Below are 23,607 nucleotides of genomic sequence, written 5' to 3'. Positions count from 1 at the left end.
CTGGTCGGCACGACCTCGTTCGCTATGGTGGGGGTCTCGTTCAGCCGAGGGATCTTGACCCTAATCTCCCCCACGGGCCTCAGGTTGAACCTGAGCCACGACTTCACTGCTTTGACCGCGCTCTCGATGTAGCCCCCGGCGTTCCCCCTCGAATCCATGTCGTTGACCATGTCCACCATAAAGTCCCGTATCCCCCTCCTGTCCAGCTTGGCCACGGCGCGGGGGGTGGTGTGGTACCGGTCGCAGGCATACCCGAGCCGCCGTAAGTAGACCCTGGCCGTCTTCTTGGACCCCTGGGAGACCTGGCCGAACCAGCGGGCGACCTCCCTGTCCTTGAGCATCTCCAGGTACTTGCTCGGTCTTCCGTGCACCTCAGGTCAAACTCCGTAGACCGTGAGCACGGGTGCCTATAACGGGCCGGACAGAAACAGACCCTGGAGGATATGGGCCGGAAGGGATGCAGTCAATCGGTCAAGCGAATCCTACCGCTTACAGGCAGAGAGAGCCCAGGTCGACTACCACCTTGCCCAAGACCCAGTTGATACCCTCCACGGGGGTGATGGACGAACCACTGCACAGTGGCACGCGCGTACTGAACAACAAGAATGGGAATGAGAGGTCGAATCTGATCGCGGCGCGCGATACTAGGGCCTGACTTGTGGCCTCACACTGCCGCGCGCATTCCCCCCCGTCCTGAAGAGCGGGGTTTCCTGCGCCAGTCTTATGAGGTTGCTTCCAAGAACCGGCTTGCTCTGAGAGGCGGTGATAACTTCCTGACTACGGCCATCGAGCGACATCAAGCGCCAGTATCGTGGCTCTCTGCCTCACACCGACGACAAGACCTATCAAGCCCTCCGGCTCTTAATCACCAAAGGGTTGGAGGAGCCAGTCATGCCCGATCTTCATGAGGGTCGGAGGGACACTGTTCTTATCATCACGGCGATGATTATGATTAAACTGGCGTCACTGGCTTTCATTCATGCAGTGGTGGGAGGGAGCGTCCTTGAACAACTCTCTACCAAGTGGGATTCGGTTTACTATGTCGGCATCGCTCAAAATGGGTATCCGGCGGGTAGCGTCACGGCCAACTATGCCTTCGCCCCTGGATACCCTTCACTGATATGGCTGGCGAGCCTAGCAGTAGGGAACTACCTCCTGTCAGCCGCCATCGTCTCGAACGTCTTTTCTGTGCTGGCCGTACTGGCGTTCTACCGCCTATCCAGGATGTATTTTGGCCCGTTTGGCTCGCTATGTGCGTCCTTGGCCTTCGGCTTCTTTCCGACCTTCGTGACCTACGGCCTGGTGTCTTACAGCGAACCCGTATACCTCTTCTTCGCAATCTTGGCGGTCTACTTCTTTCTGAATGCGAGATACTTCTACACGGGAGTCACTTCCAGTCTAGCCGTCCTTTCAGGTTACGCCAGCCTCCTCATCGCCCCCATCTTCCTGTCGATCATCATCCTGAGGCTGATTCTTCCGCGACTCAAACCACTCCAACCGCCCCCTGCGGGGCTCCACGAAACAGAAAGCAGGGCGGGGAGGCTTTCGAACTATAGGTTTGTCTGGCTCTTCATGCCACTTGTAGCCTTCGGACTATGGATGTACTTCCTCGATGTTAGGTCTGGGGAGTTGTTCTCCCTGTTTGCGGGCCAAGCGCCCTGGGGAACTGGGATAGCGAACCCAATAGCTCAATTCCAAGCTTTCTTTACTGGAATATTCTCGACACAAGGAAACCCTGTTCAGCAGTTGCTGCTCAGATATCCCTACACCCTCTCCTTTTTCGCTCTTGTCTATCCTCTGTGGAAAATTGACAAGGCGCTTTCCATTTACTCGTCAGCGTTCATGCTCTTCGTCCTCAGCCTGGTCGGAACGGCCTATATGTCTGGCCCTAGGCTGATGCTCTCAGCCTGGCCGGTGTTGCTGGTCTTCGGCAGAGCAAAGAAGGAATACATCATCCCCGTGCTGATCCTGTTTGCCGCAGTATCGCTGCAGAGCACCTATGCCCAACTGACGAGTTTTTGGACTTGACACCCATTCAGATATGTAACTCGCCAATGCGCTTACACTGTCGAGCATCCAGGTGAGCCGGAAGAGATTCGTCAAGTTTCCACGACCAAAAGCCAGGCCCAAACCTGTGGCCTAACAAGGGTTCGGGTCTGACGTGGTTCGGACGTTCGGCCTCATGCACTCTGCGGGAAATAAATGAAAGCTGGCTGGTTCAGGCCAAGAAGGCGGCCCTCAAGTCACTCATCCCAGGGATGCGGCAAGGCGACCCTTCAACCTGACTATGGTAATGCCCACAAGCTCTCCCTTCCTCGTCCTCAAGACGACGCCTTCCCGGGGTTCGATCGAGTCGTCGGCCGCCCTCGGCTTCCCGACCGAGATGTACAGGACGTCCTCCTTCCCGTCTTGTCGGTCCAATAGCCCGAGTACGATTTGATTGCGCTCGATGCGCCATCTGAGGCTCCTTCAATCAGCCCTATGGGTGCGGCTGCCGCAATCGGGCCGCCCACCAGGGTCGCCACGAAGAGGGAGAGCATGGCCGTAGTAGTTTCGTGGCTCATGTCGGAGAAGAGGCTAGTCAGGCTGGTCCCCACGATGATTCGGTTCAACCACGAAGGTTGGCTGCGGTGTTCTTCACGTCTTCCCGACGGATTCTCATCCATGGGTGACCCACCTGACCCACCTTTTCTGGTGCTTCTTCTCAGCGCGTTCCAGGAACTTCGCGAGCCCGCGGTCGCCTTCTCGGTGCGGGCCTGTAACGCTATCCAGTGCAGGGTACTTCGAATCCTGGATGGAGTCTTTCGAGAGCACGAGTATCCTGGAGAAGAGTCCCGGTGCGCCCTTGCTGGGCCACCGGATGGTAATCACCTTTCCCGCTTTAAGGTAGCCAAATGCATCTTCCGTGATTGGCTGGCGAAAAGTTCTCGGGGTTTGCTCCTCGTTTCCTCTCATCTCGACCTCGGCGCCCGACAGGCCATTCAGCTCTCGGAGGACGAACTGTGTGAGGCGCGCCAGGACGTGGTCCGGGAAGTCCTCCCCCAGGCTTCTTGCTTCAACGTGGTCATGTTCCTCGGCGAGTCCCGGGATATCCGCGTACTTCACGATCCGCCATGCGCTTTCTCTGTCCTTCCTATCGCTAAGATTTGCTATCAGGTAGGAGGGGTCTCCGCGCCAGGCCAACCAGAGTCTGAACGCGTCGTCCTCGGCCAGAAGCTGGGCCTTCTCGTTCCTCCCGAAGACTTCCCTCGCCCTGGTCTGGAAGGCGGCGGCCAGCTGAGAGTCCTTCGGTCCAACGGGATCGCTGCTTCGCTGGCTCGTCCCGTCTTCGGTTTCCGTCGCTACCAAACTGCTCGACCCTTTCTGCCGGTTCCCCGGGCGACGTCGTGCAGCATTCTCCTCATGACCGGCGGGACGGCCGGCAACCCCTTCGATACATCGACCCATGCGGAGTCTATGGCTTCCGTGGTGGGGCGGGGTTCTGCGGACCCATTGATCGTCCCGAAGTAGGTCGCAATCACGTAATGCACCGGGTTGGAGCCATCGTGAAAGTCGTCGTAGATCCCGACCAGCCCGTCAAGTTCAACCTCGACCCCGAGTTCCTCGTGAACCTCCCTATTGGCGGCGTCGCTCACCGTTTCACCCTGCTTGACGTACCCCTGCGGGAGGACCCACAGCCCGTTGTACGGCTCCTCCTGTTCCTTAATCAAGAGTATCTTTTTGCCGCGCAGGATTGCCACCGACGCCAGCACCCTAATCCCCGCGTCGAAGCTTTCCCTTCTCATCATGCTGGCTTTCGCGCCCTTCGCGGCTCGGCCTGCTTCCTGGCGGCATCCGCGGCCCTCCTTCCTATTTCGCCGTACATGTAACGCTCGTCGTCCCAGTCCGTATAGACCATCCCCTTTCGCAGGCTGGACTTGACCGCAGCCGTCGCAGCTTTCCTCCACGCCTCCGTCTTCTTGTTCCCGCCCGTCGGAGGGGGCTCGAAATCCGACAGGGCGCAGTCAATCTTCTCGCGGGCACTCACCCAGGCGAGAGGAGGGTGGTTGGGCGAGGAATGCAGAAGCTCGACCGCCAGTCCCTCAAGGAAAACTTCCGCAGGCGCGGGCGACCCCGCCAAGGTCCTCTCCCCCACCACCGAGAGATAGGCCGCCTCGACGGTGTCCCCTGACCTCAGACCGTGGGGGAGGATTCCGGCCGCTAGGAACAGAGGGTACTTCCTCCCTTCCTCCCTTTCAAGAATCAAGACCGCGGCCAGGCCTGAGGACTCGCTCAGCCTCTGGGCGTGAGCTACTTTCGCCCGTGCAACATGGAAGAACCCCGCCTTGCTGAACCGGACCCTGGTGGAGCCGAGGCTCCGCAGCGCGTCCTTCTCCAGTGCGTACTGGACGCCGCCGATGAGCGCGGTGTTCCTCGTGATATCGTGGTCCCACGGGATGCTGATGCCCTCGGAGACCAAGTCTCTCGGCGCGTGCATTTCTTCCAGGCTGATGCTGCCGGCGAACTTGAGGTAGAATTCTGCCTGCCGCACCTCCCTTGGAAAACGGATCGGTTGGGCCCCCACCCACAGGGCGTCCGTGAGGTTCGAGAAGCCGAATACCGGCGGCCGAGCCGCCTTGGATGCGAGTGACGCGATTTCCTCTGCCAACAATGACAATCACCTGACGAAGAGATACCTGTTGTGGAATTCGCTGACCTTTGCATCGTCCCATGAATCCCACTCGTCGTGAGGGACCGCCTCCGCCCCCCGCAACTCTGCAACTTTCCTCTCGAGGGATTTGTTGTGGGTCAGGTGGACGGTAAGGCCAACCGCTATCGCCTTGTTCGCCTGGAAGCATTTGAACATCCTGAACTTCAGGGATGAGTGCTTGGCGCCGACCGCGAACTTCTCGGTCATCGTCAGCTCTCTTGCAGTGCTCTCCTCGTGGGCACCGTAATCGAGAAGTGGGGACATAGCATCTGCCTTCTCGCGTTCGGTGAGATAGCCAATTTTCTGTCTCAAGAACGTCTCCAGCGTCTCCCAGTAGTCCCGCGCAAATGAAACTTCGAGGCTGACGGCGCCCTCTCCGGCGATTTTGCCTTCGACGCTAACCAGCGGCCCCCCGGCAACCTCCTCGGTTCTCCTGAGCGCCCTCGGCCAGCACGCTTTGATCATGCAGGATCTCCTGCGCTCTCCACGAAACGCTCGAGCTCGCTGTTCTGGTCCATCAGGCCCTGAAGCAGCTCGTTGTCCTTCTGGCACTGGCCGTGCCGCTTTCTCAGGCGCTCGTACTCGGTCGCGGCGATGTCGAACCAGTGGGCCCAGTAGCGTTTCATGCCCCTCTCTATGGCGGCCTGAACCGCCGAACATTCGACCTGCGCGGAGCCATTTGCGAGGTTCTGGAGCAGGGAGTAGGTCTCCTTCCCGATTCTGACGTCAAGACGCACCCTTCCGGGCTTCGCCACGGTTCTCTCAGCTCCCGAATGTAACCGTCATTACATCTGGTTTTATTGCTTTCGTGCGTGACAATCGCCGGACCGGAAACGATGCAGGAAATACATAATTGGCCCGGAACGGTACCGAGGAACGCAAGTGAAGGTCCTCCTCATCTCAGATGCCCACTCGAATCTCCCTGCACTGGATGCTGTCCTCGGCAAGGCCAGGTACGACGACGTGCTGTTCATGGGGGATGCCGTCGACTACGGGCCGTTCCCCTTCGAAGTCTACTCCAAACTGAAGCGGATAAGGGCAAAGAGGGTGGTGAGCAACCACGATGTAGCCGCGGCGTTCGGGCTTGACTGCCGGAGCAGCTCGAAGACGTACCAGGCAGCCGTCAGGACACGGGAGAGAATCACCTTTCAGAGGATGCCGAGGAGGGCGCTTCAGATGCTTGGCGGGGCGGGAGAGACCCTCGACCTGGCGTACGGCGACCTAAGGGCGAGAATGCTACACGCCGCTCCAGGCGACGAGCTCTACAAGTACATCACGAAGGAGGAAGCGGCCAACATGGAGGTCAAAGGGGCGGATCTCCTCTTGCTGGGGCACCCCCACGTGCCTTATGGGATTAAGGATGGGACGAGATAGATAGTCAATCCCGGGAGCGTCGGCATGCCGAAGGATGGGGACCCCCGTGCGTCTTATGCCATCCTGGATACGTCCACAAGGGAGGTGCAGTTCCACAGGGCCGAATACGACATCGAACAGGTCGTGTCGAAGCTCAAACAGCTCATCGGTGACGAAGAATCCATCTTCGAACAACTTGTGAAGGGGCTCCGGACCGGTGGCCGGTAAGAGTTCATGATTGATACGCTTAAATCAACGAGGGGACATATCGCACCAATTCATGAGCCGGTCGGAGGCCAACAAGTGGATCATAGTCGCCTATGACCTTCCAAACGAGCCTTCCAAACTGAGAGTCAGGGCGTGGAGGAATTTCAAGAAGCTCGGGGCCGTCTATCCGCCGGTGTCCCTTTGTTTGCTCCCCAACACACCACAGATCAGGAGGGATATCGAACAGTTCAGGTCGGGCTTCAAGAGACACGGCACCATCCTGGTGATGGATGTCAACGCTCTAGAAGGGCAGGATGAAGACGTGCCCTCAAAGATGTTCCAGGAGGACCAGGAGGAAGCAGTACGAAGAAATTTACGAAGAATGCCAAGAATTTCTGGACGAAGCCAACGAGAACCGGCTGCAGCTGATATCCAGGTCAAGCACCAAGCACGACGTCGCGGACGCGAGGATACTGGGTGACCTGCTCAGGACCAACTACCTGCCGGTGGCCCATATGAGGGACCAGGAGACCAGGGAGACGCTCGCCGTCGTCCAGGAGAGGGCCAACTATGGGCTGAAGCGCGGGGAGCTGAGGGGCTCGATCAGGTGGCTCCTCAAGCGGAGACTGGACAGAACCCTTCATCTTCGTCCTCATCTACATCCTGCTCGCTGCGGGCTGACCCGCTGGGGGGACAATCAGAAGAGGGAACTCCCGGGATTTCAGAAAGTACGAGGACACTGTCCCAAGGAGTTTCTCCGAAGCTGAGTGCTGAAGCGTCCCGAGGACAACCAGGTCAGGCTTCAATCGCCCTGCCAACTCCAGCAGCTTCTCGCCTGGGCTCCCCGCTTCGAGATGCACGGCGACTTCTACGAGGTTCTTCCTAACTGTCCGTTCGGCGTTCATCAGCGTCTCCCTTCCTGTCCTCCTTAGGGACTCCATCAGTTCGTCAGGAATCGGGTCGGGGACCCCGCCCGGTTTCTGGACGACATATCCGACATGGATCTCTGAACCCTCGGTCTGCGAGGCTATGGCGATTGCAAACTCCAGGGCACGCTCTGCCTGCACGGAACCGTCGTACCCCACCAGGAATTTTCTGAGCACTTGCATCTCCCACTTCAGGTCGCTCCAGCGTCTCGTGCCTGTCCCACGTCTCGCAGAGCCGACCGCATCTGCGCTGCCGGGCCAGGTCCTTCTCGTATAAGCCCTCCTAACAGTTCCATCACCGATTGAATCTCCCTTAGAGTCCGATTGAGTTCTTCCAAGGCCATATTCACCTCCTCGCTGCTCCTTTGGTGCATGCGCGTCCCCTCCAGGACGGCGTCCCTGGCTGCTGTGATCGATGAATCGAGAAGACGTCCTATTTCGCGCCTCAGCCCGATTATCCCCCTGTCGAGCCTGACGACGAAGTAGTCATACCTGATTCTCCCCGCGGTCCTGTCGAGTGCCTCCTTGGCCTGCCCCATGAACCTCTTCTGGAGAGTGCCCTTCACGAGGAGCGTAGGCAGCATGGCGGATAGTTCCCCCACGAACATTCCGCCGATCGGCGGAAGCTGGTCTGACAGGTAGTAGAACCTGTGCTCGGAGGTCAGACTCATGCCCGGCAGGGGGAGCTCCGTCTTGATGCCGAAAAGCGTCGACACTTCGCGTCGCACGTCCCCCCCCAGCAAATCGACCTGGTGGCTGAAAGTGCTTACGAGCTCGCCGAATCTGACAGCTATTCTTTCGTCCTCCTTGGCAATGAACTCGGAATATACCGCTCTCAATTCCTCTGAGAGCTTTTCCTCCAGCATACTCGTCGTTTCTCGCACGTTCCTCTTCGACGTTAGCAGTTCGTTGGCGTAGGCTTCCAGTTTGGCGAGGAACCCAGCTTCGCGTTCTCTCTTTAAGCTCTCGAGGTCTTCGTTAAGCATCTGGATTATCTCTTTGGATTTCCCATCGAGAAGGTAGAAGATCTCGCGCTTCTTGGTGTCCACTCCCTGAAGGAACCAGTCCAACTGCTTCAGTGTCTCTCCAAGGCGATTCAGGGGCATCTCGGCTGACTTGATTGCTATCTCCTGCGAAATGCGAAGGTCCTCGGCCGCCTTCAGGGCCTTCGTCACCGTCGAGGCGATCAGAATCTCCTGCTTTTCCCCGTGGAGGAGATTGTTCAGGACTTCCATGAGCCCCTGCACGCCGCTCTCGGCCAATTTGTGCGAGTTTGCCGTACGGTATCCCTCATTAGCCCACTTTGCAGAAACCGCATAGATCGGGAAGTCGTTGATGCCCAGCGCTGATTCAATCACATCTCTGCAGAAGCTGACCGCCTCTCTCAAGCTAGCCTCGTCCATGTAGTCCTTCTTGTTGAGCACGAAGATGAGCTTCCTTGCGTGTGGTGTTATCGCTTTCAGCAGGTCCAGCTCTGACTGACCAATGGGAGGGTCCACAGCGAGGGTGAAGAGGCAGGCGTCGGCCCGCTCCAGGAACCGGTAGGTTGCCTGAGTGCCGCCAGCAAAGGTTGAGCCCACTCCGGGCGTGTCTATCATAGTGATGCCGCTCTTCAGAATCCCCGACGGGACCCTGACTTCCACCTCCTTGACCCCCTTCGCGTTGCTGGGATTCCCCTTCTCCGTTATGTACTGGGGAATCTCCGTGATTCCAACCTCTTTGGTGGTCCCGTTGACAAATGAGACCGTGGCTCTCGGCTGGTCGCCATACTTCAGAAGAGTGATCACAGATGTCACGGGAACGACCCCGACCGGCAGGACTTCTGATTGCAGCAGAGCGTTGATGAGCGTTGATTTTCCCCTCTTGAAGAGGCCCAGGACAGCGAGGTAGAAGTCCTCGCTGATTAGCTTCTGCCGCAGCTCCTCCAGATATTCAAGGGTGGCCGCTTGGCTGCTGCCTGCCTTGGACTCCGCTACCCTGCGAAGTGCGTCCAGGCTTTCCTCGATTCTGGCAATCTGTGACGTCTTGCCCTGAGAGAGCATCAAGAGCTACATCCTTGTCTATTGTGTTCCGGTTGAACGAGCTGGCCGTGCCTCATGGGCATATTAATGTAACTGTAGTTACACTGGCCAAGCCGTGCAGTAGCAATCAGAAGTCCCTGGTCCGTTGTCTCGTCCGCAACTCCGAACTGAGAAGTGCGGTCAGGACCAAAATCGACGAGACGAGGACGCCCACCAGAAGAACGGGATTGTAGGTGAAGACTACCGGTGTGAACATCGTCACCCCCGCCAGGGCCAGGACCCCAGCCGATGCAGCGTACATGGTCGTCGTGGCTGTGTGCTTCTTCAGAAGCGACCACGCCCTTTCATACTCCCGGGGGTCGATTCCTCTGTTCCTGGCTTTCATGGGGAAGATGAGCTCTAGAAAGCTTGAGAGGTCGAAGGTCAGGAGAAAGATAGCCGCGGAACCCATCACAATTAGGTAATTGGTTCCGGGGAGCAGGACCGCCTGGGCACTGACGAAGTTCGCCCCAAGCCACACCCAGGAAAGCCGGAGAGCGGTGCCATGCTTCGCCAGCAGAGCCAGCGCGAAAACCAGGAGGTTCACGACGAGGGAGCCGAGCAGGGCAGTGCTGTACTGCAGCGCGTAGCCGACGAACCCTGTCCAGGCTGAAATGGCCAGGTATGCCGCAAGCAGCAGCATTCCGGACAGGCTCAGCGCGTCTACTTTGCTCTCGTCCATACGATATTCGCCTGCTTCAGCGCCTGGCTGAGGGGCTCCTTCACGTTCCAGTCTATGACGACCGCGTATTTCCGGAGCAGCGCTACCTTCGTCTCTCTCTCGAGCCTGGCAAGCCTCTCAGCTATCCTTTCGGCCCTCTCGTCCTTGCCTTCTCGGCTCTCGAATTCGAATGGTGAAGGGGAGACCACCAGGACGGGGTAGCCCTTGCTGGAGATTTCTGCCGCGACTTCGTACGACTTGTCGTCCATCAGGGGCGTGACCAATACTATCTGGGTCATCCTCGAGAAGAACAGCGAGAGGTACCCGGGGAGGTTCCCCATCTCCCAGATGTTACCAGGTTTGATCGTCACCATCCCCGTGAGGAGCCTGTCGAACTGTCTGCGCCCAAAGCCCGGACGTACCTTCTCGAGGCGGTCGCCGAGTGCGATCATCCCGACCCTGTTCCTGTCCCTGAGGAGGCGGTAGGCGATGACAGCCGCCGCCCTGGTCCCGTAGGCGACCGTCGACTCCGGAGGAACGCCGAGGAGCGATGCTGAACGGATGTCGAGGACGATGATGGTGTCCCCGCCAAACTCCCCCATGAACTGGTTACTGAGGAATTCCGGAGAGCGTGACGAAGCCTTCCAGTTTATCCTCCGCAGTGGGTCGCTGGGAGCGTAGGGCCTTAGCCCGTAGAACTGCATGCCGGTTCCGGGCTTTCGCGTGAGAATCTCTCCGGGCCAGTTGCGCGGGTTCCTGGGTTTAATCTGCACCTTGCTGACGTACTGGACATCCGGATAGACCTTGACGTCGAAGTATGATTCTATCGATTTCTCCTCCACCATGAGTCCCGAGACATCGAGGCTCCTGATCCGGACCGGTCCCAACCTGTAGACCCCGAAGGTCTCAGCCGAAACGGCGTAACTGGCCTCCACCTGCCCTCCGCTTTGGAGGGAGGTGAAGATGCGATTCGTCCCACAAGCAAGGCGCAGGCCGTCTGGAATTGTATCAACCACTTCGAGAACGTCGGCATCTCGGCCCGAGTTGCCTATCCTCAGAGTGAATTCGGCTTGCTCGCCTTCGTAGACTGTCTGCCCCTTCGTCGTCCGTTCGACCTTGAAATCCAGATGGGGATCCCTGGCAAGCAGGCGGACCAGGGCAATGTAGAGGAGCACAGGGACGGACGCGGCTATCAGATAGGGGCTTCTCGACCCGGCCCCGAACAGCAGGAGAAAAATCGCGAACGCCCCAAGGAGGGCCATCGATCTTGAGATCGTTCAGTCCACCTTTGGCACTGGAACTTCCTGCAGGATTTTGTCCACGATGGAGGCGGTCTTGTCCCCCCTGAGCCATCCTTCAGGCTTCAGAATCAGCCTGTGGCTGAGCGCCGGGACTGCCACCCGCTTCACGTCGTCGGGGATGACGTAATGCCTAGAGTTCATCCAGGCGTTCGCCTTGGCGAGCTTCGTTATGGCGAGGGAGCCGCGGGGGCTCGACCCTATCTCCACCTCACTGTGGGACCTTGTGCCGCGCACTATCGCGACGATGTAGTCTATGATGGCGCGCTCGGCATGGATTCCTTCAACTTCGGCCTGCATCGCGATGAGAGCATCGCGCGTAGAGACAACCTCAAGCCTGACATCATCTGACCTTCTGCTGTTGCGTCTCTCGATGATCTGTGCCTCTTCCTCGGCGCTGGGATAGCCGACGCTCAGCCTGACGAGGAAGCGGTCGAGCTGCGCCTCCGGGAGAGGATAGGTCCCCTCGTACTCTATCGGGTTCTGGGTCGCAATCACGATGAATGGCTCCTGTAGCTTCTGAGTGTCTCCCTCGATCGTCACCTGCTTCTCCTGCATGGCTTCCAGAAGCGCAGACTGGGTCCGGGGAGGCGCCCGATTGATTTCATCCGCCAGGAGGATGTTGGTGAAGATGGGCCCCCTTCGCAATTCGAACTGGGAGGTATTCCTGTTCAGGATGTAGGTCCCTGTGATGTCGGCGGGGAGCAGGTCTGGGGTGAACTGGACCCTCCTGAATTCCAGTCCGAGGACGGCCGCGAACGACTTCGCCATGAGAGTCTTTGCAAGGCCGGGATTGTCTTCGATCAGGATGTGCCCGTTCGCAAGTATCGACAGCATGATGGTTTCAAGCGCCGCTTGCTTCCCCACCACCACTGAAGAGACCTGATCGATGATTCGCGCGTATGGACGGCTCTCCTGCGTCACCTACACCCCCTCGTTTGCCATCGCTATTGCTGCCTCCAGGGCAGACAGATAGGTTTCGTCCTTCCTCCTCCGGAATCTTGAAACAGCCGGAGAATCCGATGGATGGGGCTCGAAAATCCTTCTCACATCCTGGTCGTTCCCCGCAATCATCAACTTCTCGCGCGTCCTCATGATGGTATCATAGTCTGGCTTCAATGGTCCACCCTGCTTGACGGCGCAGGCCTCCGCGAGAATCCTGGCCAGGTCCTCTCGCGCGTGCCAGTAGCCCCTCTCCGCGCTCTCTACGCTCATGGCCATGGACCAGATTTTGCCGCGGGAAGATTGGTGCCTCGTTTTCCCTGTCGGAAACCAGTCGGAAAGGCCCGGGCTTCCAGTCACGCCGCCATAGACTAGGAGAGCCGCGGCGAGCGACAAGAAAACGAGATTGGCGTAGAGGGACGGATAACCGGCGGCGTCGGCCAGAATCACCCCGCAGATTATGATGGACCCCAGCGCGTAGGCAAATCTGTTAGGCAAGTCGTCTGACCCCGATGATTGATTTCGAACCGGAATGTTGGACCTCGTCGTTCAGCCTCCGTAGGCATGTTTCTGCGCGCTTTGCGTCTTCGTCATATACAGGGTCGATGCTGTACCTTGCCTTCTCGAAGAGAAGTGTGGCATCGTGCAGGTTCTGCCTGTCGACGGCGACCCTGCTTGTTACAAGCGCCTCGAATTCCCGTGCAGTCAGCTTCGAGCTGTCCGTCTCCTCGTCCCGGCTGAGTATCTCGCAGATTGCCCTGTAGCAGTTCAGGATGGTCGTGCGGTAGTCCGAACCTCCTCTCAAGGCGTGCACCGCCCTGCTGAGAACGTCGGAGATTCTTTCCTCATCGACTCCTCCCCCAAGGGTTCTCCCCGAGGGGGCAATGGGGACCCGTTTCAGTGAAAGAAAGAGGACCGCACCGATTGCCGAGCTCGTGGCTATCGCCCCCACCACAAGATAGGGGAGAAGATCCGGGAAGCTCGGCGCCTGGCCTTGGCCGTTGAAGCTGGTGCCGGCGTTCTTGACTAGCGTGAATATGCCGTAGAAGACCACGGCCGCCAGTCCGAGCATCAAGATCGAAAGCAATGGGCTCCCCTTCTGGCTCTCGACATACCAGAAGTCGTCCTTCTTCCGTCGCCGCTTCCAGGCACGCAATATCATGAAGCCACCGAGCACGGACAGCGCCGCCCCGAAGACGGCCAGCTCGGAATAGCTCGGGCCTTGGACAAGACTCGGTTCGACAAGGACTCCGCCGTTCCCTTGCGGGGGAAGGGAAGGCTGCGATTGGCCCACAGGGCCGGCGTTTGATGTGGTGCCGATGTTCGCAATCAGGCTGGCGGCCAGCCAGGGGAGGGCGAAGAGCACCACGACTAGGAGGACGGACCGAATCCGGCGATTCATCAAACCGAACCGCCTGGGGGAGGATTATAAAAGTAACCGTCGTTACATACCCTTTAAGCCGTTGGTGGTCGTCGGCTTCGGCCCGCACATTCAAGCCCGCACACGGTCCATACGGTCTAGAATCTCAAGCATCTTAGCAATGTAAGCTCCGAGCTTTTCTTCGTCCTTCTGGCTCAATGTGCCGCAGCCCTGGAGGGCCTCTGGATGCAGATCGTAAAGCGTGGTCCGAATCCCCAGCAACGCTCCGCGCACGTTTCGCGCTGATGACTCGTTCTGCGGCGAGAGGCCGTAAAGCATGGTAATCAATCTGGTCTGATTGAGCATCATAGAAACGCCACCCAGAATTGCGTTCTTCGAATCTTTAGTCATATCCCACTTTGTCACATATGTCACAGAGTCCCCTTCCTTCGAACCTGGTTGCAGCTCTCTTCTTATTGTCTCAAGGTTCCTTTCAATTTCATTGAGGTAGACGGCCAGTACTCTTCGATAGTTCTCGTTCAAGGGATTGTGGCGCCTACCCTGCTACCCGGAAACTATCCACTTCAGTAGCGACTTTCTTCTCCTTCTGGCCGAAGCGCGTTCCTGTCTGGCGAGCATCTGGGCGAAGCCCCTTTCGCTGTGCGTAGCTCTTGCGACCTTGTGAACGAAATCAAAGTACAGAAAGCGCTCCTGGGACAGGGAGATACTTCTGCTCTTTAGAACCCCTCTGGGCTCCTTCGGCCAGTCGGCGACGATCTCGAAACCCTCACTGGCGTACTTGTATGCGCGTCCAGCGTCGATTCCGTCCTGCGTCAGCCCAGCCGTATCGCCGTTAAGCGACAGGGAATACACCCTGGCACCAATCCTTTCGCTCACCAGGCGCTGAAAGAGAGCGGTCAGGGAAGCCAGAACGTGCTCAGTGAAAGGGCTCCTCATCGGTCTCGCTTCGACATATTTGTAGCGCTCCACCAGCGAGGGAACCTCGGTGTATTTGCAGAACCGCCAGGACGACTCCAACCCAACCTGGTCGCTCAGGTGGACCTGCACGAACCTGTCATCGCCCCTCCAGGCCAACCACATCATCTTCGCGTCTTGGACGGCCCTCTCGCGGGGGTCGCCAAACTGTGCGAACACCTTCTCGGCTTTATCCCTGAACTCTTCATCCAGGTCGGCCTTGCGTGCACCCAACCTGCTCCCCGTTCGGGTACGCTGATCAAGGCCATGGCTCTCTTCCCAGTTTCTTTCGCGCTCTATCGTGACCAGATGGGACTCGGACCATGGGCCATTATAAGTGTAACTGCAGTTACATTAAAAAGGGGCGAGCCTGGGTCACGGGAAACGAGGTTGTTCTGCGTGCGAGTACTGCTGATTTCAGATATACACTCGAACCTCGAAGCTCTCGAAGAGGTCCTGAACCATGCAAGCTTTGATGAGGTCCTCTTCATGGGAGACCTGGTGGATTACGGACCGAACCCCTTCGAGGTCTTTGAAATCCTGCAATACGTGAGAGCGAAGAGAGTCTTGGGGAACCACGATGCAGCCGCAGCATTCAAGACAGACTGCAGGAGCAGCAGTGTGATGCACGAGGCATCGGTGGTGACACGGGAGCGCATAACGTGGAGGCAAATGCCAGCGAAGCCACTCGAGGTTCTGGGCAAGGCCGGAAAGGAGCTTCAGATCGATTACGGAGGCGTCAATGTCAGAGCGTTCCATGCCGCACCGGATGACAGACTGTACAGGTACATCACAAAGGAAGAAGCTGCACAGATGGACATGAAAGGTGCGGACCTGGTAGTACTCGGGCATACCCACGTCCCATATGAAGTCAAACGACAAGGAGTCTGGGTCGTCAACCCGGGGAGCGTCGGCATGCCCAAGGACGGTGATCCCAGAGCTTCCTACGCCACCCTTGACACCGCTTCACGAAACGTGACCTTTGGAAGGGTCGAATATGACATCGAAGAAGTCGCTGCGGAGCTCGGAGACTTGCTCCGCGAACACGAGGACGTTTTCGAACTGATAGCAAAGACTCTCAGGTCGGGTCAGTGATCTCACCTTCAAGACGAGGAATGGATCAGCCTTTGATTAGGGGAGTCCCAGCGAAATGCGCACTGGAGCCAAGCTCCTCCTCAATTCGGAGGAGTTCGTTGTACTTCGCCACCCTCTCCCCTCTGGCCGGCGCACCGGTCTTGATGAACTCGCCTTCGACCGCCGTTGCTAGGTGGGCGATGAAGCTGTCCTCCGTCTCCCCTGACCTGTGGGAGACCACGATAGCAAACTCTGCGGCTCTGGCGACTCTGACGGCCTCCATAGTCTCTGTCACTGTCCCTATCTGGTTCGGCTTGACCAGAACGGCGTTGGTTGCCTTCTGAGAGATTCCCCTGCTGATGCGTTTGCAGTTCGTGGCGTACAGGTCGTCCCCGATTATCATTGATTTGCTCCCAAGCTTCTTTGTGATTGCCTGGAAGCTAGAATAAGCCTCTTCTTCGAATGGGTCCTCAACGGTGAGAAGCCTGTACGTCTCCGCGAGCTCGACGTAGTAGTCCAGCAGTTCTTCGGGTTTCAAATCTTTGCCATCGATATGGTATGTCGAGGTCTTCTTGTCGAAGAAGCCCGTCGCAGCCGGGTCGATTCCCAGCCTAACTTCAGACTCCAGACCTCCCACTGATATGGCCTCGGCAATGGCATCCAGTGCCTGCGTTGAGTTCTCGAAAGAAGGCGCGAAGCCCCCCTCGTCGCCGACGTTCACCGAAGATTCGCCGGTCCTCTTCTTGAGGATTGACCGCAGTGAATGATAGACGTCGTCGCCGAACCGCATCGCTTCACTGAATGTCTTCGCTCCGACGGGTTCTATCAGGAATTCCTGAATGGCAAGCTTGTTGCCTGCGTGCTTTCCTCCGTTGATTATGTTCATCATTGGGACGGGAAGCCTATATCTTCTCCTTCGGCGAAGGCGCACGTAGAGCGGTTCGCCGCCTGCGACCGCAGCAGCACGTGCCACGGCCATTGAGACGGCCAGAATGGAATTGGAGCCCAGGCTGCGCTTACCTGCCGTTCCGTCCAGCCCTATCATCAATTCATCAATTCTTTCCTGATCGCGGCAATCCATTCCTAGAATTTTGGGACCAATCCTCTCTCTGACGTTGGCGACGGCCTTCAGGACGCCGAGCCCCCGGTAGAAGCTTTTGTCCCCGTCTCTAAGCTCAAGAGCTTCGTGCTTCCCCGTCGATGCGCCTGAAGGCACAATCGCCCGGGCCACCACCCCTGAACTAGTCCTGACCTCAGCTTCGATAGTCGGATTCCCACGCGAATCGAGGATTTGCCTTCCCCAGACCTTGGCTATTCTATTCGAGTCTCTCGCATTCGTGTCAGCGGTCACATCCTCGGAATGGAGTATTCAGGGATTCGTCTCTCTCGTCGACTGGATTGACAAAAAGGACACTTTGCAATGGAAACCGGTACACTTTATTCATCGCACCAGCATAGACACTACTGACCACCATTCGCTTGCCAGTTCATTATCAGCGATGTCGTCGGGGACGACGGCGTAGCCGCGCGAAGAAAATCTTTCTACAAGCGCCCGGTAGACGCCTTCCGGCATCTCGACATCTCCGATCTTGCTCTCGCTCGGAGGACCTCCTCCGCAGGAGGAAGTCTCAGGGTACAGGCGATACTTCGCCCTATTACGGTCGTCCCTGAAGATGGCCACCTCCACCAAACATGCGCCTGTCCTGAACCCCCCGAATGTAACTGTGGTTACATATATAACCCTGTCCCAGGCAAACAAGAAGTAGTTGGCCATCGCCTTTGTCATGCTGAATGTGGATGTCGGAAAAGAGGAGGAAGTTTTCGCCGAGCTGAGGAAAACGGAGGGCGTGACGGAATTGAACCAGCTCTTCGGTGTGTACGACGCCATCGTAATGCTCGAAGCGGAGAGCACGGAGGCGCTGAGGACCATACTACAGGCAAGAATGCGCAAACTCGACGGCGTCAGGAGTACGCTGATGCTGATGGCGGCCTCGGACGTTTCAACCGGACAGGCCAAGCCTGGAGCCGACGAGGAGAGTTCCGGGTACCAAACCATATCGAGCGCGAGCCAGGACAGGAGCAGTGCAGAGGCCTGAACGCTGATTTGAGGTTACAGGTGTCTAGGGTTGAGAAAGCTGTGTACATGAAGATACTCAGATACGGGGCGCTCGGAATAGACAACGAAACGCTGTGCGCTGAGATGGAGGAAGAAGGATGCCCGCCGGCCGCGGTCAAGGGTGCCGTGAAGAAGCTTCTGAAGCCGAAGCACGTTTCAGATACCCAGGGGACCTCAGCCTCCATCCGGTTCAAGGAGATTCCAGGCACAAGGAAGATGAGAGTCGAAGCCGAAGAAGTAGTGCCGGGGCACGCTGTCGTCTGGGTGGGCGGGAGGTGGAGAGCAAGGCTGCTGCCTGAGAATCATGTTGGACCCAAGGAACTGATAAAGAAGGGAATGAGGTTCAATGCGTTGTGTTCGCTCTACTATGACGAAGTGCTCATATGAATGTCAGGCAAGTGGTCCAAGCTTTGGCGCCAAGGATTTCTTCGTGAATTGTCCATCTTCGGTTTCACGCCGCCCATAGCTTCAGAAGACACCTTTCTGGCTTTGACGAGGACTCTGCCCCGAATGGAGCGATCGTTGCGTAGAATGCGAACGGCGTTCAGCCCACGGGTCCGAGCTCAGCCCTGTGCCACGCCTCATGAATGAAGGCAACTAAGGACGAGCACTCGGGGGCTGCACCTCCACCGCCTCTTGGGCTGCCTCGAAGATTTGTCTGTAGAGGTCCTGGCCGTAGCTCGTTGGGAGAGGCCCGCCCTCGACGATTCGGAACGTGCGCTGACCGTCTGGCCTTCGCTCTGCGCGGAGAAACAGGTGTTCTACTGCATCCTGGGATCGGAAGCGGTTAGCCAGTTCGAAAAGGTGGGTGACTAGGAAGACCCTGATGCCCGAGTCCAGCAGCGCCCGGATTACCTCCTCCCCAATCTCTGAGCCTTCCCTCTCGTTCGTTGAGGCAAAGGACTCATTGCACAGCAGGACGCTTCCCGGCCCGACATGGTCCACTATTTTGCTCATCCTGCCGAGCTCCTCGTCGAACTTGCCGCTCTTCATTGTCACGTCCTCCTCCCGCTTGTAGTGAGTGAACAGCCCGGAAGAGACTCCCACGGAGAACTGCTCTGCCGGCGCGAACATGCCCGCCTGGGTCATAAGGTATGCAAGACCTAGTCCACGCAGGAACGTAGACTTCCCTCCCTGGTTCGCGCCTGTAATGACTAGGAGGCTCTTGCCGTCGGCCTTCAGGTCGTTGCCCACAACCCTTTGGTCAAGCTTCAGGGTGAGGCAGACGTCGTACAACCCTCGAGCCGAGAGTGCGAAGCCGTTGGTTGCCGACGGGACAGGGAAGCAGGTAGGTTCGCCTTTGTTGAGGAGCGTCTCCCGCAGATTGAGGCAGCCGAGGTAGAACGCCAGTTCGGTCCTGAGAGCCGTGAAGAAGCCGAGCATGTGGTCGGTGGACTCCCTGAGGGCCCTGGCCACCATCCGGATCCCGTTGTCACGTATGTCTGAAAGCGCCCGGTGGCCGCTCTCGTCCTCAGGCGCGACCTCGAAGCTGAACTTGGACTTCCTTCGAAGGATGCGGTCAGCGAAGCTCTGCTTCCTGATGGGGAACCGACGGAGCACGTAGCCCTCCCCCTTGAGCCCTTTTCCAAGCTGGGCGCTCATCCGCTCCCCTTCTGGAAATTTCAGCTCCCCCAGGTGTTCCTTGATCTTCATGAGGTACGTGTCGTCCAGCTCGTGTTCGACCATCGCGAAGAGGCGGACGAAGCCCTCGGACCTAAACCGCCCCCCGTACGAATCTGCTGTCCGCCTGAGTTCCTTCAGGATATCGAAGAACAGGTCGAGCGTCTCGACGGAGCTGCGGAGGACAGAGTCCGGATAGTCGAAATGCCAACCCCAGATCTTATTCCTCCCCTCAATCGCCTCGACGGCGAGCCTGTACATCCCCCTTACCACCTCGGGATGTTCGATGCAGTCATTCAGGACGTGCTGTCGATAGGTGATCATTTCGGGGCTGTCCAGCCCGAGGAGAAGGGCATTCTTTGCGATGTCGAAGAGGAGCGCATCGCCCCGGGCCATCACGTTGCACACTATGTCGATCTCGAGATCCTGGGCCAGGGCATCTGTGTTCGGGGGAAGGGCCGCCTTGGGGTCGAAGTTCTTGTCCCGGTACATCAGAAGAACCTTCATCGCTCCAGCCGCCTCCTGATTGATTGCCGGGTCAGGCCGTACTTCTCCGCAATGGCCATAGCGTAGGCCCGTCCGTCGGCAGGCTTCCTCACAATCTTGAAGGTCCGCGAGGTTGGGTTTTCGGGGACGACGGTGCTCGCCATGCTCACAGTGGCCTCCCCGAGCTTCGACAGTTCGTCGATGAATGTCACGTACACACCCAGGCAGCCGAGGTCGACGACACGCTGCAGGATTTCTCTCCCGAGGAAGAGGGCGTCGCTGAGGGTGGTGGACGCGAACCCTTCGTTGATTATAACCATGCTGTTGCCTGTGGCCCTCTGGAGGACCTCGTGCATCCTGATGAGCTCGTCCTGGAGCTTGCCGCGGAGGCTCCCGACATGTTCCTCGCGCTCGAAGTGCGTGAAGATATCGTCTGGGAGAAAGAGCCGCGCTTCTGTCCCAGGGACGGGGTAGCCCAGGCGGGCCAGGTAGTGGAGCTGTCCGAAAGTCCGGGCAAAGGTCGTCTTTCCTCCCTGGTTCGGGCCCGAGACGACGAATATCCTCTCCTTGCCCTGTAGGTAGAAGTCGTTGTAGACTACTCTCTTGCTCTCGCGGGCCAGCACCAAGGCGAGTGCGAGGTCGAACGTCTCCTGTGCGCGGACTTCCTTCGTCTGGGCGTCGACCTGCGGGTAACAGAAGTTAAGCCCGGCTGACTTCAGGACGTCCATCTGCCGAAGGTAGGCCAGGTAGAATTGGACTTCCCTGTCGAACCTACGGATGGTCTGATCGAGGTAGCTGGTGTGGCGTGCGCAATACGCGGAGAGCTCGCTGAAGAAGTCCGGATACCGCTTGACCAGGAGGTCCAAGATTCGTTCTTCGACGCTATCCATGACAGGAGTGTCGTGGTGGGCCTGTCCCCTGATCGTGAACCCCTCGACCTCGCCCTCCTGGAATTTTCGGAAGGTCTCCCTGACTTCGGCGCTGTAGTCGGGCTCGCCGCCGTACTTGTCCACCGTCACTCGGAGGCCCTGTATGTGGATTCGATATTCGATCTCCGACAGCCTGTTCTTCAGCTCCTTCGTCTCAGAAAGCAGGGAGGCGAAACCGTCCGAAACGGCGTAGGACTCTAGGTACCCGCCAAAACCCCGTAGGCCCCGGGAGGCTGGACTCGCTCCCGAGAGCCCGTCACGCAGGTTTCTCACCGTGTCGCAGTAGATCTCGACGGCGTCCAGGAACCAACTCATCTTCTGGTACTCGTTATGAAGCTTGCCGGCTTGCGCAAGGTGGCGGCGCATCTCCTGCATCTCTCCGGCGAACGACTCAACATGCCCGCGCAGTAGCTCTCCTTCGAGGTCCTTCATCACATCCTGGCGGTAAGTGATCGATTCTACGTCATTCAAGGGATAGCAGAAGAACGGGGCCAAGTTGTACTCCTCCCGGCCCTCCGTGAGGGTTTGGAGGACTTGGTCTAGGTTCAGGTCCCGGAAGAAGGGGAGCGCTGTTCGGCTATCTACATCTTCCTCGCTCACAGACTCTTGAAAGAGGACGCTTTGGAACTGAGGTTGGTCCATCATCTCTTACCATTGGTTCAGATGCTTCTGGAACGACGTTTGTAACCACAGTTACATATATATTCCTGTCTGGCTGGTTATCGAGTAACAATAGGCGAACCCAATCATCCAGTCGGCACCGATGACGTTCCCATGCCTTGGGATTCGCCCCAGCAGGAAGGTGCATCCCTTGTCTAACAGGCAGCCGTTCAACCGGTCGCGTGGTCGAGGCACATCCTTTCCTCAACGGCAACAAGAGGACCGCGTTCGGCCTGATGGAAGTGTTTCTAGAGTCGAGCGGCTACAAGGTCTCTCTCGATGCGACCGAGGGTTTCGAGTTTCTCATCAGGATTGCTGCCGGAAAGGTCTCTGAAAGCGAGGCTGAGGGTTGTATAGTAAGGCATTTGACGGAGCGGAGGGAGGAATAAAGGGAAGATGGCCCAGAAACGGAGAGCGGCGAAGCAGATACCTGACGGAGAATTCGACAAGCTGACAGAGACGATTATCCGAGAGAACAAGGAGCTGCTCGAAAGACTAGCGAAGGTCTGAAGCCTCTCTTAACTCGTCCCAGTGGGCAGCGCTCGTTCTGAGTTGTTCTAAGCGGACCGGAAGGAGGCTCTCCCAAGAGAGCGGGAATCTCGCGCTTTTCGCTCCAGATATCAGCATCGATCGCCCTCCCTGAGCTCAGGAGCCGTTCACCTCGTTTTGTACAAGGCGCAGCAACCCGACCACGCCGACCGGACTACAGAATCGTTCAGGCTGCGACGCCTTCGCCAGGCGGAGATCGTTCTGAACCCTAAGGTGTCGTGGATGCCAGCGGGGTCAGGCCAGGTATGTTCGTCTGGGTTATCCAAATGTTCAATGGTTCATGGGAGGCGTTGGTTGCGGGACTACTATACAAGATTGGGAATCCCACACTCGTGTAGACATACACGTCGAAGGCAGACCCCGGAGCTTGATACGGATAAAGCGTGACATCATACGTATGACCATTGAGGACAAGCGTCGTGTAGGAGGCGGCAGCAGGCACCATTCCTAAGATGGAGATAGGGAGCAATGTGGGGGCTACGCGGATGTCATACCAGTTCGTCGTGTTGGTTACGAAGGAACCGGAGCATTGGTACGAGCATGGAGCGATGCTGCTCGTCTGGTTGGTGAAATACATCATCTCAACGTCTGTCGAGTTGAAATTCTCGACCTGCAGCCTCACGTTCCACCCTGCGGTCTCCGTGCATCGTGGACATCCAGAATTATTCGCGGGGAACGTGTAGTTATTGCTGCCTGCATAGAACGCGTAGGCGCCTTTGAAGAGCCAGGATGGACGGAGGCCATTGGCGGACAGCTCGCTGTTCAGCCCGGCGATCTGTTCCTGCTGGTAGACCGCGACTCCAGCCAGGACGACCAAGCCGATCAAAAGGACAGCCAATAGAGGTCTTGTCCAATCGGTCCGCCTGAGCGAAGTCCTAGCTTTTGCTGCGATTTGTCCTGAGCCGGTGGTCGTAGTGTTGAGGACCCTTATGGCCTCCCTTCCTTCATCCGTGAGAGCGTAAACTCCATCAGACGTGGTGCCCACTAGACCAGTGAGCTTCCGGAGGTGGAATTGAAGATGGCCGCTGCTCTCGATGCCCACCTCCCTCTTTAACTCGGCAAATCCCAAGGGCTTTCGCTCCAGGGCCCTCAGGATTTGGACGCGCGCAGGATGCCCAAGGGCTTCGAAGAGCTCCGCCCTCGACGCGTCGAACTGGCTCTCCCGTTCTGCCATATCCTTCGCCAGAGGATGGGAGAAGGGTGTAGTTAATGCCTCTTTCCTAGACAGGTTCGCAGTGTCAAGCGGAGGATGGTCTACAAGGGTAGACTTCGGTGAATTCTTAGCTGGTGAGCCACCAGCGGTAATCTTCGAACCGCTCACAGCATCCGTGTGTCAGAGCATTCGTGCAGCTGCACGAGTCCCCGCGGAGGTCAGGGGTTCGAGACCCTCTGTTCTGGAGGGTCCGGGAACGAAGCTTGATTTGAGTGTCAGATAGTCAAACGGAGTTGGTTCTGAGGCATTTGACAGCCGGAGCGAAGGCCGAGCCTGAAGGGCGTCGGCTGGTGCAGGCGAGCCTTCCCTCAGAACGGCACCTTGACTATCGCCCCGCCGTCGGGAAGAGAGGCCACGTACTCGTATCCCTGCCCTATGTATGACCTGACCTCCTGCACCGGAATTACCTTCTCTTGTATGCCGTGTTCTTCTTGTTATGATTGTTATTTTGAAAGTGTTCCTCGTGATTCCGTCCTCTGGCTGGCCTT

Annotated in this window: 29 protein-coding genes; 8 read left to right on the top strand and 21 right to left on the bottom strand. The window is 57.8% G+C overall.

All coding sequences use genetic code 11. The annotated features are described in order from the left end of the window. On the bottom strand, positions 1–371 hold a 371-nt coding region (locus tag JRN21_10575), incomplete at its 3' end, for a site-specific integrase (GenBank protein ID MDG6989744.1). Between the two features lie 505 nt (positions 372–876). On the opposite strand from JRN21_10575, the gene JRN21_10570 reads away from it, so the two are divergent. Next, a complete protein-coding gene (locus JRN21_10570; protein MDG6989743.1) occupies positions 877–2,028 on the top strand; it encodes a glycosyltransferase family 39 protein in 1,152 nt (383 codons plus the stop codon). Between the two features lie 219 nt (positions 2,029–2,247). Here JRN21_10570 and JRN21_10565 read toward each other — a convergent pair whose 3' ends face one another. The 6 genes from JRN21_10565 to JRN21_10540 form a co-directional block, all read right to left on the bottom strand. Next, positions 2,248–2,421 (bottom strand): DUF2283 domain-containing protein, encoded by a 174-nt coding sequence (locus JRN21_10565; protein MDG6989742.1) that lies wholly within the window; start codon positions 2,419–2,421, stop codon positions 2,248–2,250. 237 nt (positions 2,422–2,658) lie between these two features. Then, positions 2,659–3,348 carry a hypothetical protein gene (locus JRN21_10560; GenBank protein ID MDG6989741.1) on the bottom strand — a complete coding sequence of 230 codons (690 nt, stop codon included), beginning with the start codon at positions 3,346–3,348 and terminating at the stop codon, positions 2,659–2,661. Further along, positions 3,342–3,788: an NUDIX hydrolase gene (locus JRN21_10555; GenBank protein ID MDG6989740.1), complete on the bottom strand. Its 447-nt coding sequence runs from the start codon at positions 3,786–3,788 to the stop codon at positions 3,342–3,344. Before JRN21_10555 ends, JRN21_10560 begins: the two co-directional genes overlap by 7 nt. Next, positions 3,785–4,648, bottom strand: a complete 864-nt coding sequence (locus tag JRN21_10550; GenBank protein ID MDG6989739.1) for a hypothetical protein — start codon at positions 4,646–4,648, stop codon at positions 3,785–3,787. Before JRN21_10550 ends, JRN21_10555 begins: the two co-directional genes overlap by 4 nt. Positions 4,649–4,657: 9 nt before the next feature. Beyond that, positions 4,658–5,155 (bottom strand): hypothetical protein, encoded by a 498-nt coding sequence (locus JRN21_10545; protein ID MDG6989738.1) that lies wholly within the window; start codon positions 5,153–5,155, stop codon positions 4,658–4,660. Next, positions 5,152–5,445 (bottom strand): hypothetical protein, encoded by a 294-nt coding sequence (locus JRN21_10540; GenBank protein ID MDG6989737.1) that lies wholly within the window; start codon positions 5,443–5,445, stop codon positions 5,152–5,154. The genes JRN21_10545 and JRN21_10540 overlap by 4 nt, the downstream gene beginning before the upstream one ends. 127 nt (positions 5,446–5,572) lie before the next feature. On the opposite strand from JRN21_10540, the gene JRN21_10535 reads away from it, so the two are divergent. Genes JRN21_10535 through JRN21_10525 form a run of 3 tightly spaced genes read left to right on the top strand, consistent with a single transcriptional unit; the run spans position 5,573 to position 6,731 of the window. Beyond that, positions 5,573–6,064 (top strand): metallophosphoesterase family protein, encoded by a 492-nt coding sequence (locus JRN21_10535; GenBank protein ID MDG6989736.1) that lies wholly within the window; start codon positions 5,573–5,575, stop codon positions 6,062–6,064. A gap of 24 nt (positions 6,065–6,088) precedes the next feature. After that, positions 6,089–6,271 carry a hypothetical protein gene (locus tag JRN21_10530; protein MDG6989735.1) on the top strand — a complete coding sequence of 61 codons (183 nt, stop codon included), beginning with the start codon at positions 6,089–6,091 and terminating at the stop codon, positions 6,269–6,271. A gap of 52 nt (positions 6,272–6,323) precedes the next feature. Beyond that, positions 6,324–6,731, top strand: a complete 408-nt coding sequence (locus JRN21_10525) for a hypothetical protein (GenBank protein MDG6989734.1) — start codon at positions 6,324–6,326, stop codon at positions 6,729–6,731. Between the two features lie 175 nt (positions 6,732–6,906). On the opposite strand, the gene JRN21_10520 is transcribed toward JRN21_10525, so the two are convergent. From JRN21_10520 to JRN21_10480, 9 genes are all read right to left on the bottom strand, one after another. Then, positions 6,907–7,353 carry a universal stress protein gene (locus JRN21_10520; protein ID MDG6989733.1) on the bottom strand — a complete coding sequence of 149 codons (447 nt, stop codon included), beginning with the start codon at positions 7,351–7,353 and terminating at the stop codon, positions 6,907–6,909. Positions 7,354–7,367: 14 nt separating this feature from the next. Then, complete coding sequence (locus JRN21_10515) at positions 7,368–9,221, bottom strand: dynamin family protein (protein MDG6989732.1); 1,854 nt, start codon at positions 9,219–9,221, stop codon at positions 7,368–7,370. Between the two features lie 103 nt (positions 9,222–9,324). Further along, positions 9,325–9,918, bottom strand: a complete 594-nt coding sequence (locus tag JRN21_10510; protein MDG6989731.1) for a hypothetical protein — start codon at positions 9,916–9,918, stop codon at positions 9,325–9,327. Then, positions 9,900–11,159 (bottom strand): DUF58 domain-containing protein, encoded by a 1,260-nt coding sequence (locus JRN21_10505; GenBank protein ID MDG6989730.1) that lies wholly within the window; start codon positions 11,157–11,159, stop codon positions 9,900–9,902. Before JRN21_10505 ends, JRN21_10510 begins: the two co-directional genes overlap by 19 nt. 15 nt (positions 11,160–11,174) lie before the next feature. Continuing rightward, the gene (locus JRN21_10500; protein MDG6989729.1) at positions 11,175–12,032 is read right to left on the bottom strand and encodes a MoxR family ATPase; all 858 of its coding nucleotides are present in this window, start codon (positions 12,030–12,032) and stop codon (positions 11,175–11,177) included. Positions 12,033–12,119: 87 nt separating this feature from the next. Beyond that, entirely contained in the window at positions 12,120–12,635 is a 516-nt protein-coding gene (locus JRN21_10495; protein MDG6989728.1) for a hypothetical protein, read from the bottom strand. Continuing rightward, entirely contained in the window at positions 12,628–13,539 is a 912-nt protein-coding gene (locus tag JRN21_10490) for a DUF4129 domain-containing protein (GenBank protein MDG6989727.1), read from the bottom strand. Before JRN21_10490 ends, JRN21_10495 begins: the two co-directional genes overlap by 8 nt. Positions 13,540–13,629: 90 nt before the next feature. Beyond that, the gene (locus JRN21_10485) at positions 13,630–14,040 is read right to left on the bottom strand and encodes a hypothetical protein (GenBank protein ID MDG6989726.1); all 411 of its coding nucleotides are present in this window, start codon (positions 14,038–14,040) and stop codon (positions 13,630–13,632) included. A gap of 21 nt (positions 14,041–14,061) precedes the next feature. Continuing rightward, entirely contained in the window at positions 14,062–14,706 is a 645-nt protein-coding gene (locus tag JRN21_10480) for a hypothetical protein (protein ID MDG6989725.1), read from the bottom strand. Between the two features lie 165 nt (positions 14,707–14,871). Between JRN21_10480 and JRN21_10475 the strand changes: the two genes are divergently transcribed. After that, positions 14,872–15,567 (top strand): metallophosphoesterase family protein, encoded by a 696-nt coding sequence (locus JRN21_10475; GenBank protein ID MDG6989724.1) that lies wholly within the window; start codon positions 14,872–14,874, stop codon positions 15,565–15,567. A 25-nt stretch (positions 15,568–15,592) separates the two neighbouring features. On the opposite strand, the gene eno is transcribed toward JRN21_10475, so the two are convergent. Then, positions 15,593–16,897: a phosphopyruvate hydratase gene (eno, locus tag JRN21_10470; protein MDG6989723.1), complete on the bottom strand. Its 1,305-nt coding sequence runs from the start codon at positions 16,895–16,897 to the stop codon at positions 15,593–15,595. Between the two features lie 90 nt (positions 16,898–16,987). Then, positions 16,988–17,320: a hypothetical protein gene (locus JRN21_10465; protein MDG6989722.1), complete on the bottom strand. Its 333-nt coding sequence runs from the start codon at positions 17,318–17,320 to the stop codon at positions 16,988–16,990. Between JRN21_10465 and JRN21_10460 the strand changes: the two genes are divergently transcribed. Next, complete coding sequence (locus tag JRN21_10460; GenBank protein MDG6989721.1) at positions 17,313–17,642, top strand: Lrp/AsnC ligand binding domain-containing protein; 330 nt, start codon at positions 17,313–17,315, stop codon at positions 17,640–17,642. The genes JRN21_10465 and JRN21_10460 overlap by 8 nt on opposite strands. Positions 17,643–17,662: 20 nt before the next feature. Then, positions 17,663–18,049, top strand: coding sequence for a hypothetical protein (locus JRN21_10455; GenBank protein ID MDG6989720.1), 387 nt, complete (start codon positions 17,663–17,665; stop codon positions 18,047–18,049). Between the two features lie 210 nt (positions 18,050–18,259). Here JRN21_10455 and JRN21_10450 read toward each other — a convergent pair whose 3' ends face one another. Further along, positions 18,260–19,789 carry a DNA mismatch repair protein MutS gene (locus JRN21_10450; GenBank protein ID MDG6989719.1) on the bottom strand — a complete coding sequence of 510 codons (1,530 nt, stop codon included), beginning with the start codon at positions 19,787–19,789 and terminating at the stop codon, positions 18,260–18,262. Next, the gene (locus tag JRN21_10445; protein ID MDG6989718.1) at positions 19,786–21,339 is read right to left on the bottom strand and encodes a DNA mismatch repair protein MutS; all 1,554 of its coding nucleotides are present in this window, start codon (positions 21,337–21,339) and stop codon (positions 19,786–19,788) included. The genes JRN21_10450 and JRN21_10445 overlap by 4 nt, the downstream gene beginning before the upstream one ends. A 200-nt stretch (positions 21,340–21,539) precedes the next feature. Between JRN21_10445 and JRN21_10440 the strand changes: the two genes are divergently transcribed. Continuing rightward, positions 21,540–21,746, top strand: a complete 207-nt coding sequence (locus tag JRN21_10440) for a type II toxin-antitoxin system death-on-curing family toxin (protein ID MDG6989717.1) — start codon at positions 21,540–21,542, stop codon at positions 21,744–21,746. Between the two features lie 368 nt (positions 21,747–22,114). Here JRN21_10440 and JRN21_10435 read toward each other — a convergent pair whose 3' ends face one another. Next, the gene (locus JRN21_10435) at positions 22,115–23,080 is read right to left on the bottom strand and encodes a winged helix-turn-helix transcriptional regulator (GenBank protein ID MDG6989716.1); all 966 of its coding nucleotides are present in this window, start codon (positions 23,078–23,080) and stop codon (positions 22,115–22,117) included. Between the last annotated feature and the right edge of the window lie 527 nt (positions 23,081–23,607).

The sequence above is a fragment of the Nitrososphaerota archaeon genome (assembly GCA_029785825.1).
In the GTDB taxonomy this organism is placed as follows: domain Archaea; phylum Thermoproteota; class Nitrososphaeria; order Nitrososphaerales; family Gagatemarchaeaceae; genus UBA183.
The sequence above is the reverse complement of the archived record's forward strand: the minus strand, read 5'-3'. Positions and strand labels throughout refer to the sequence as shown.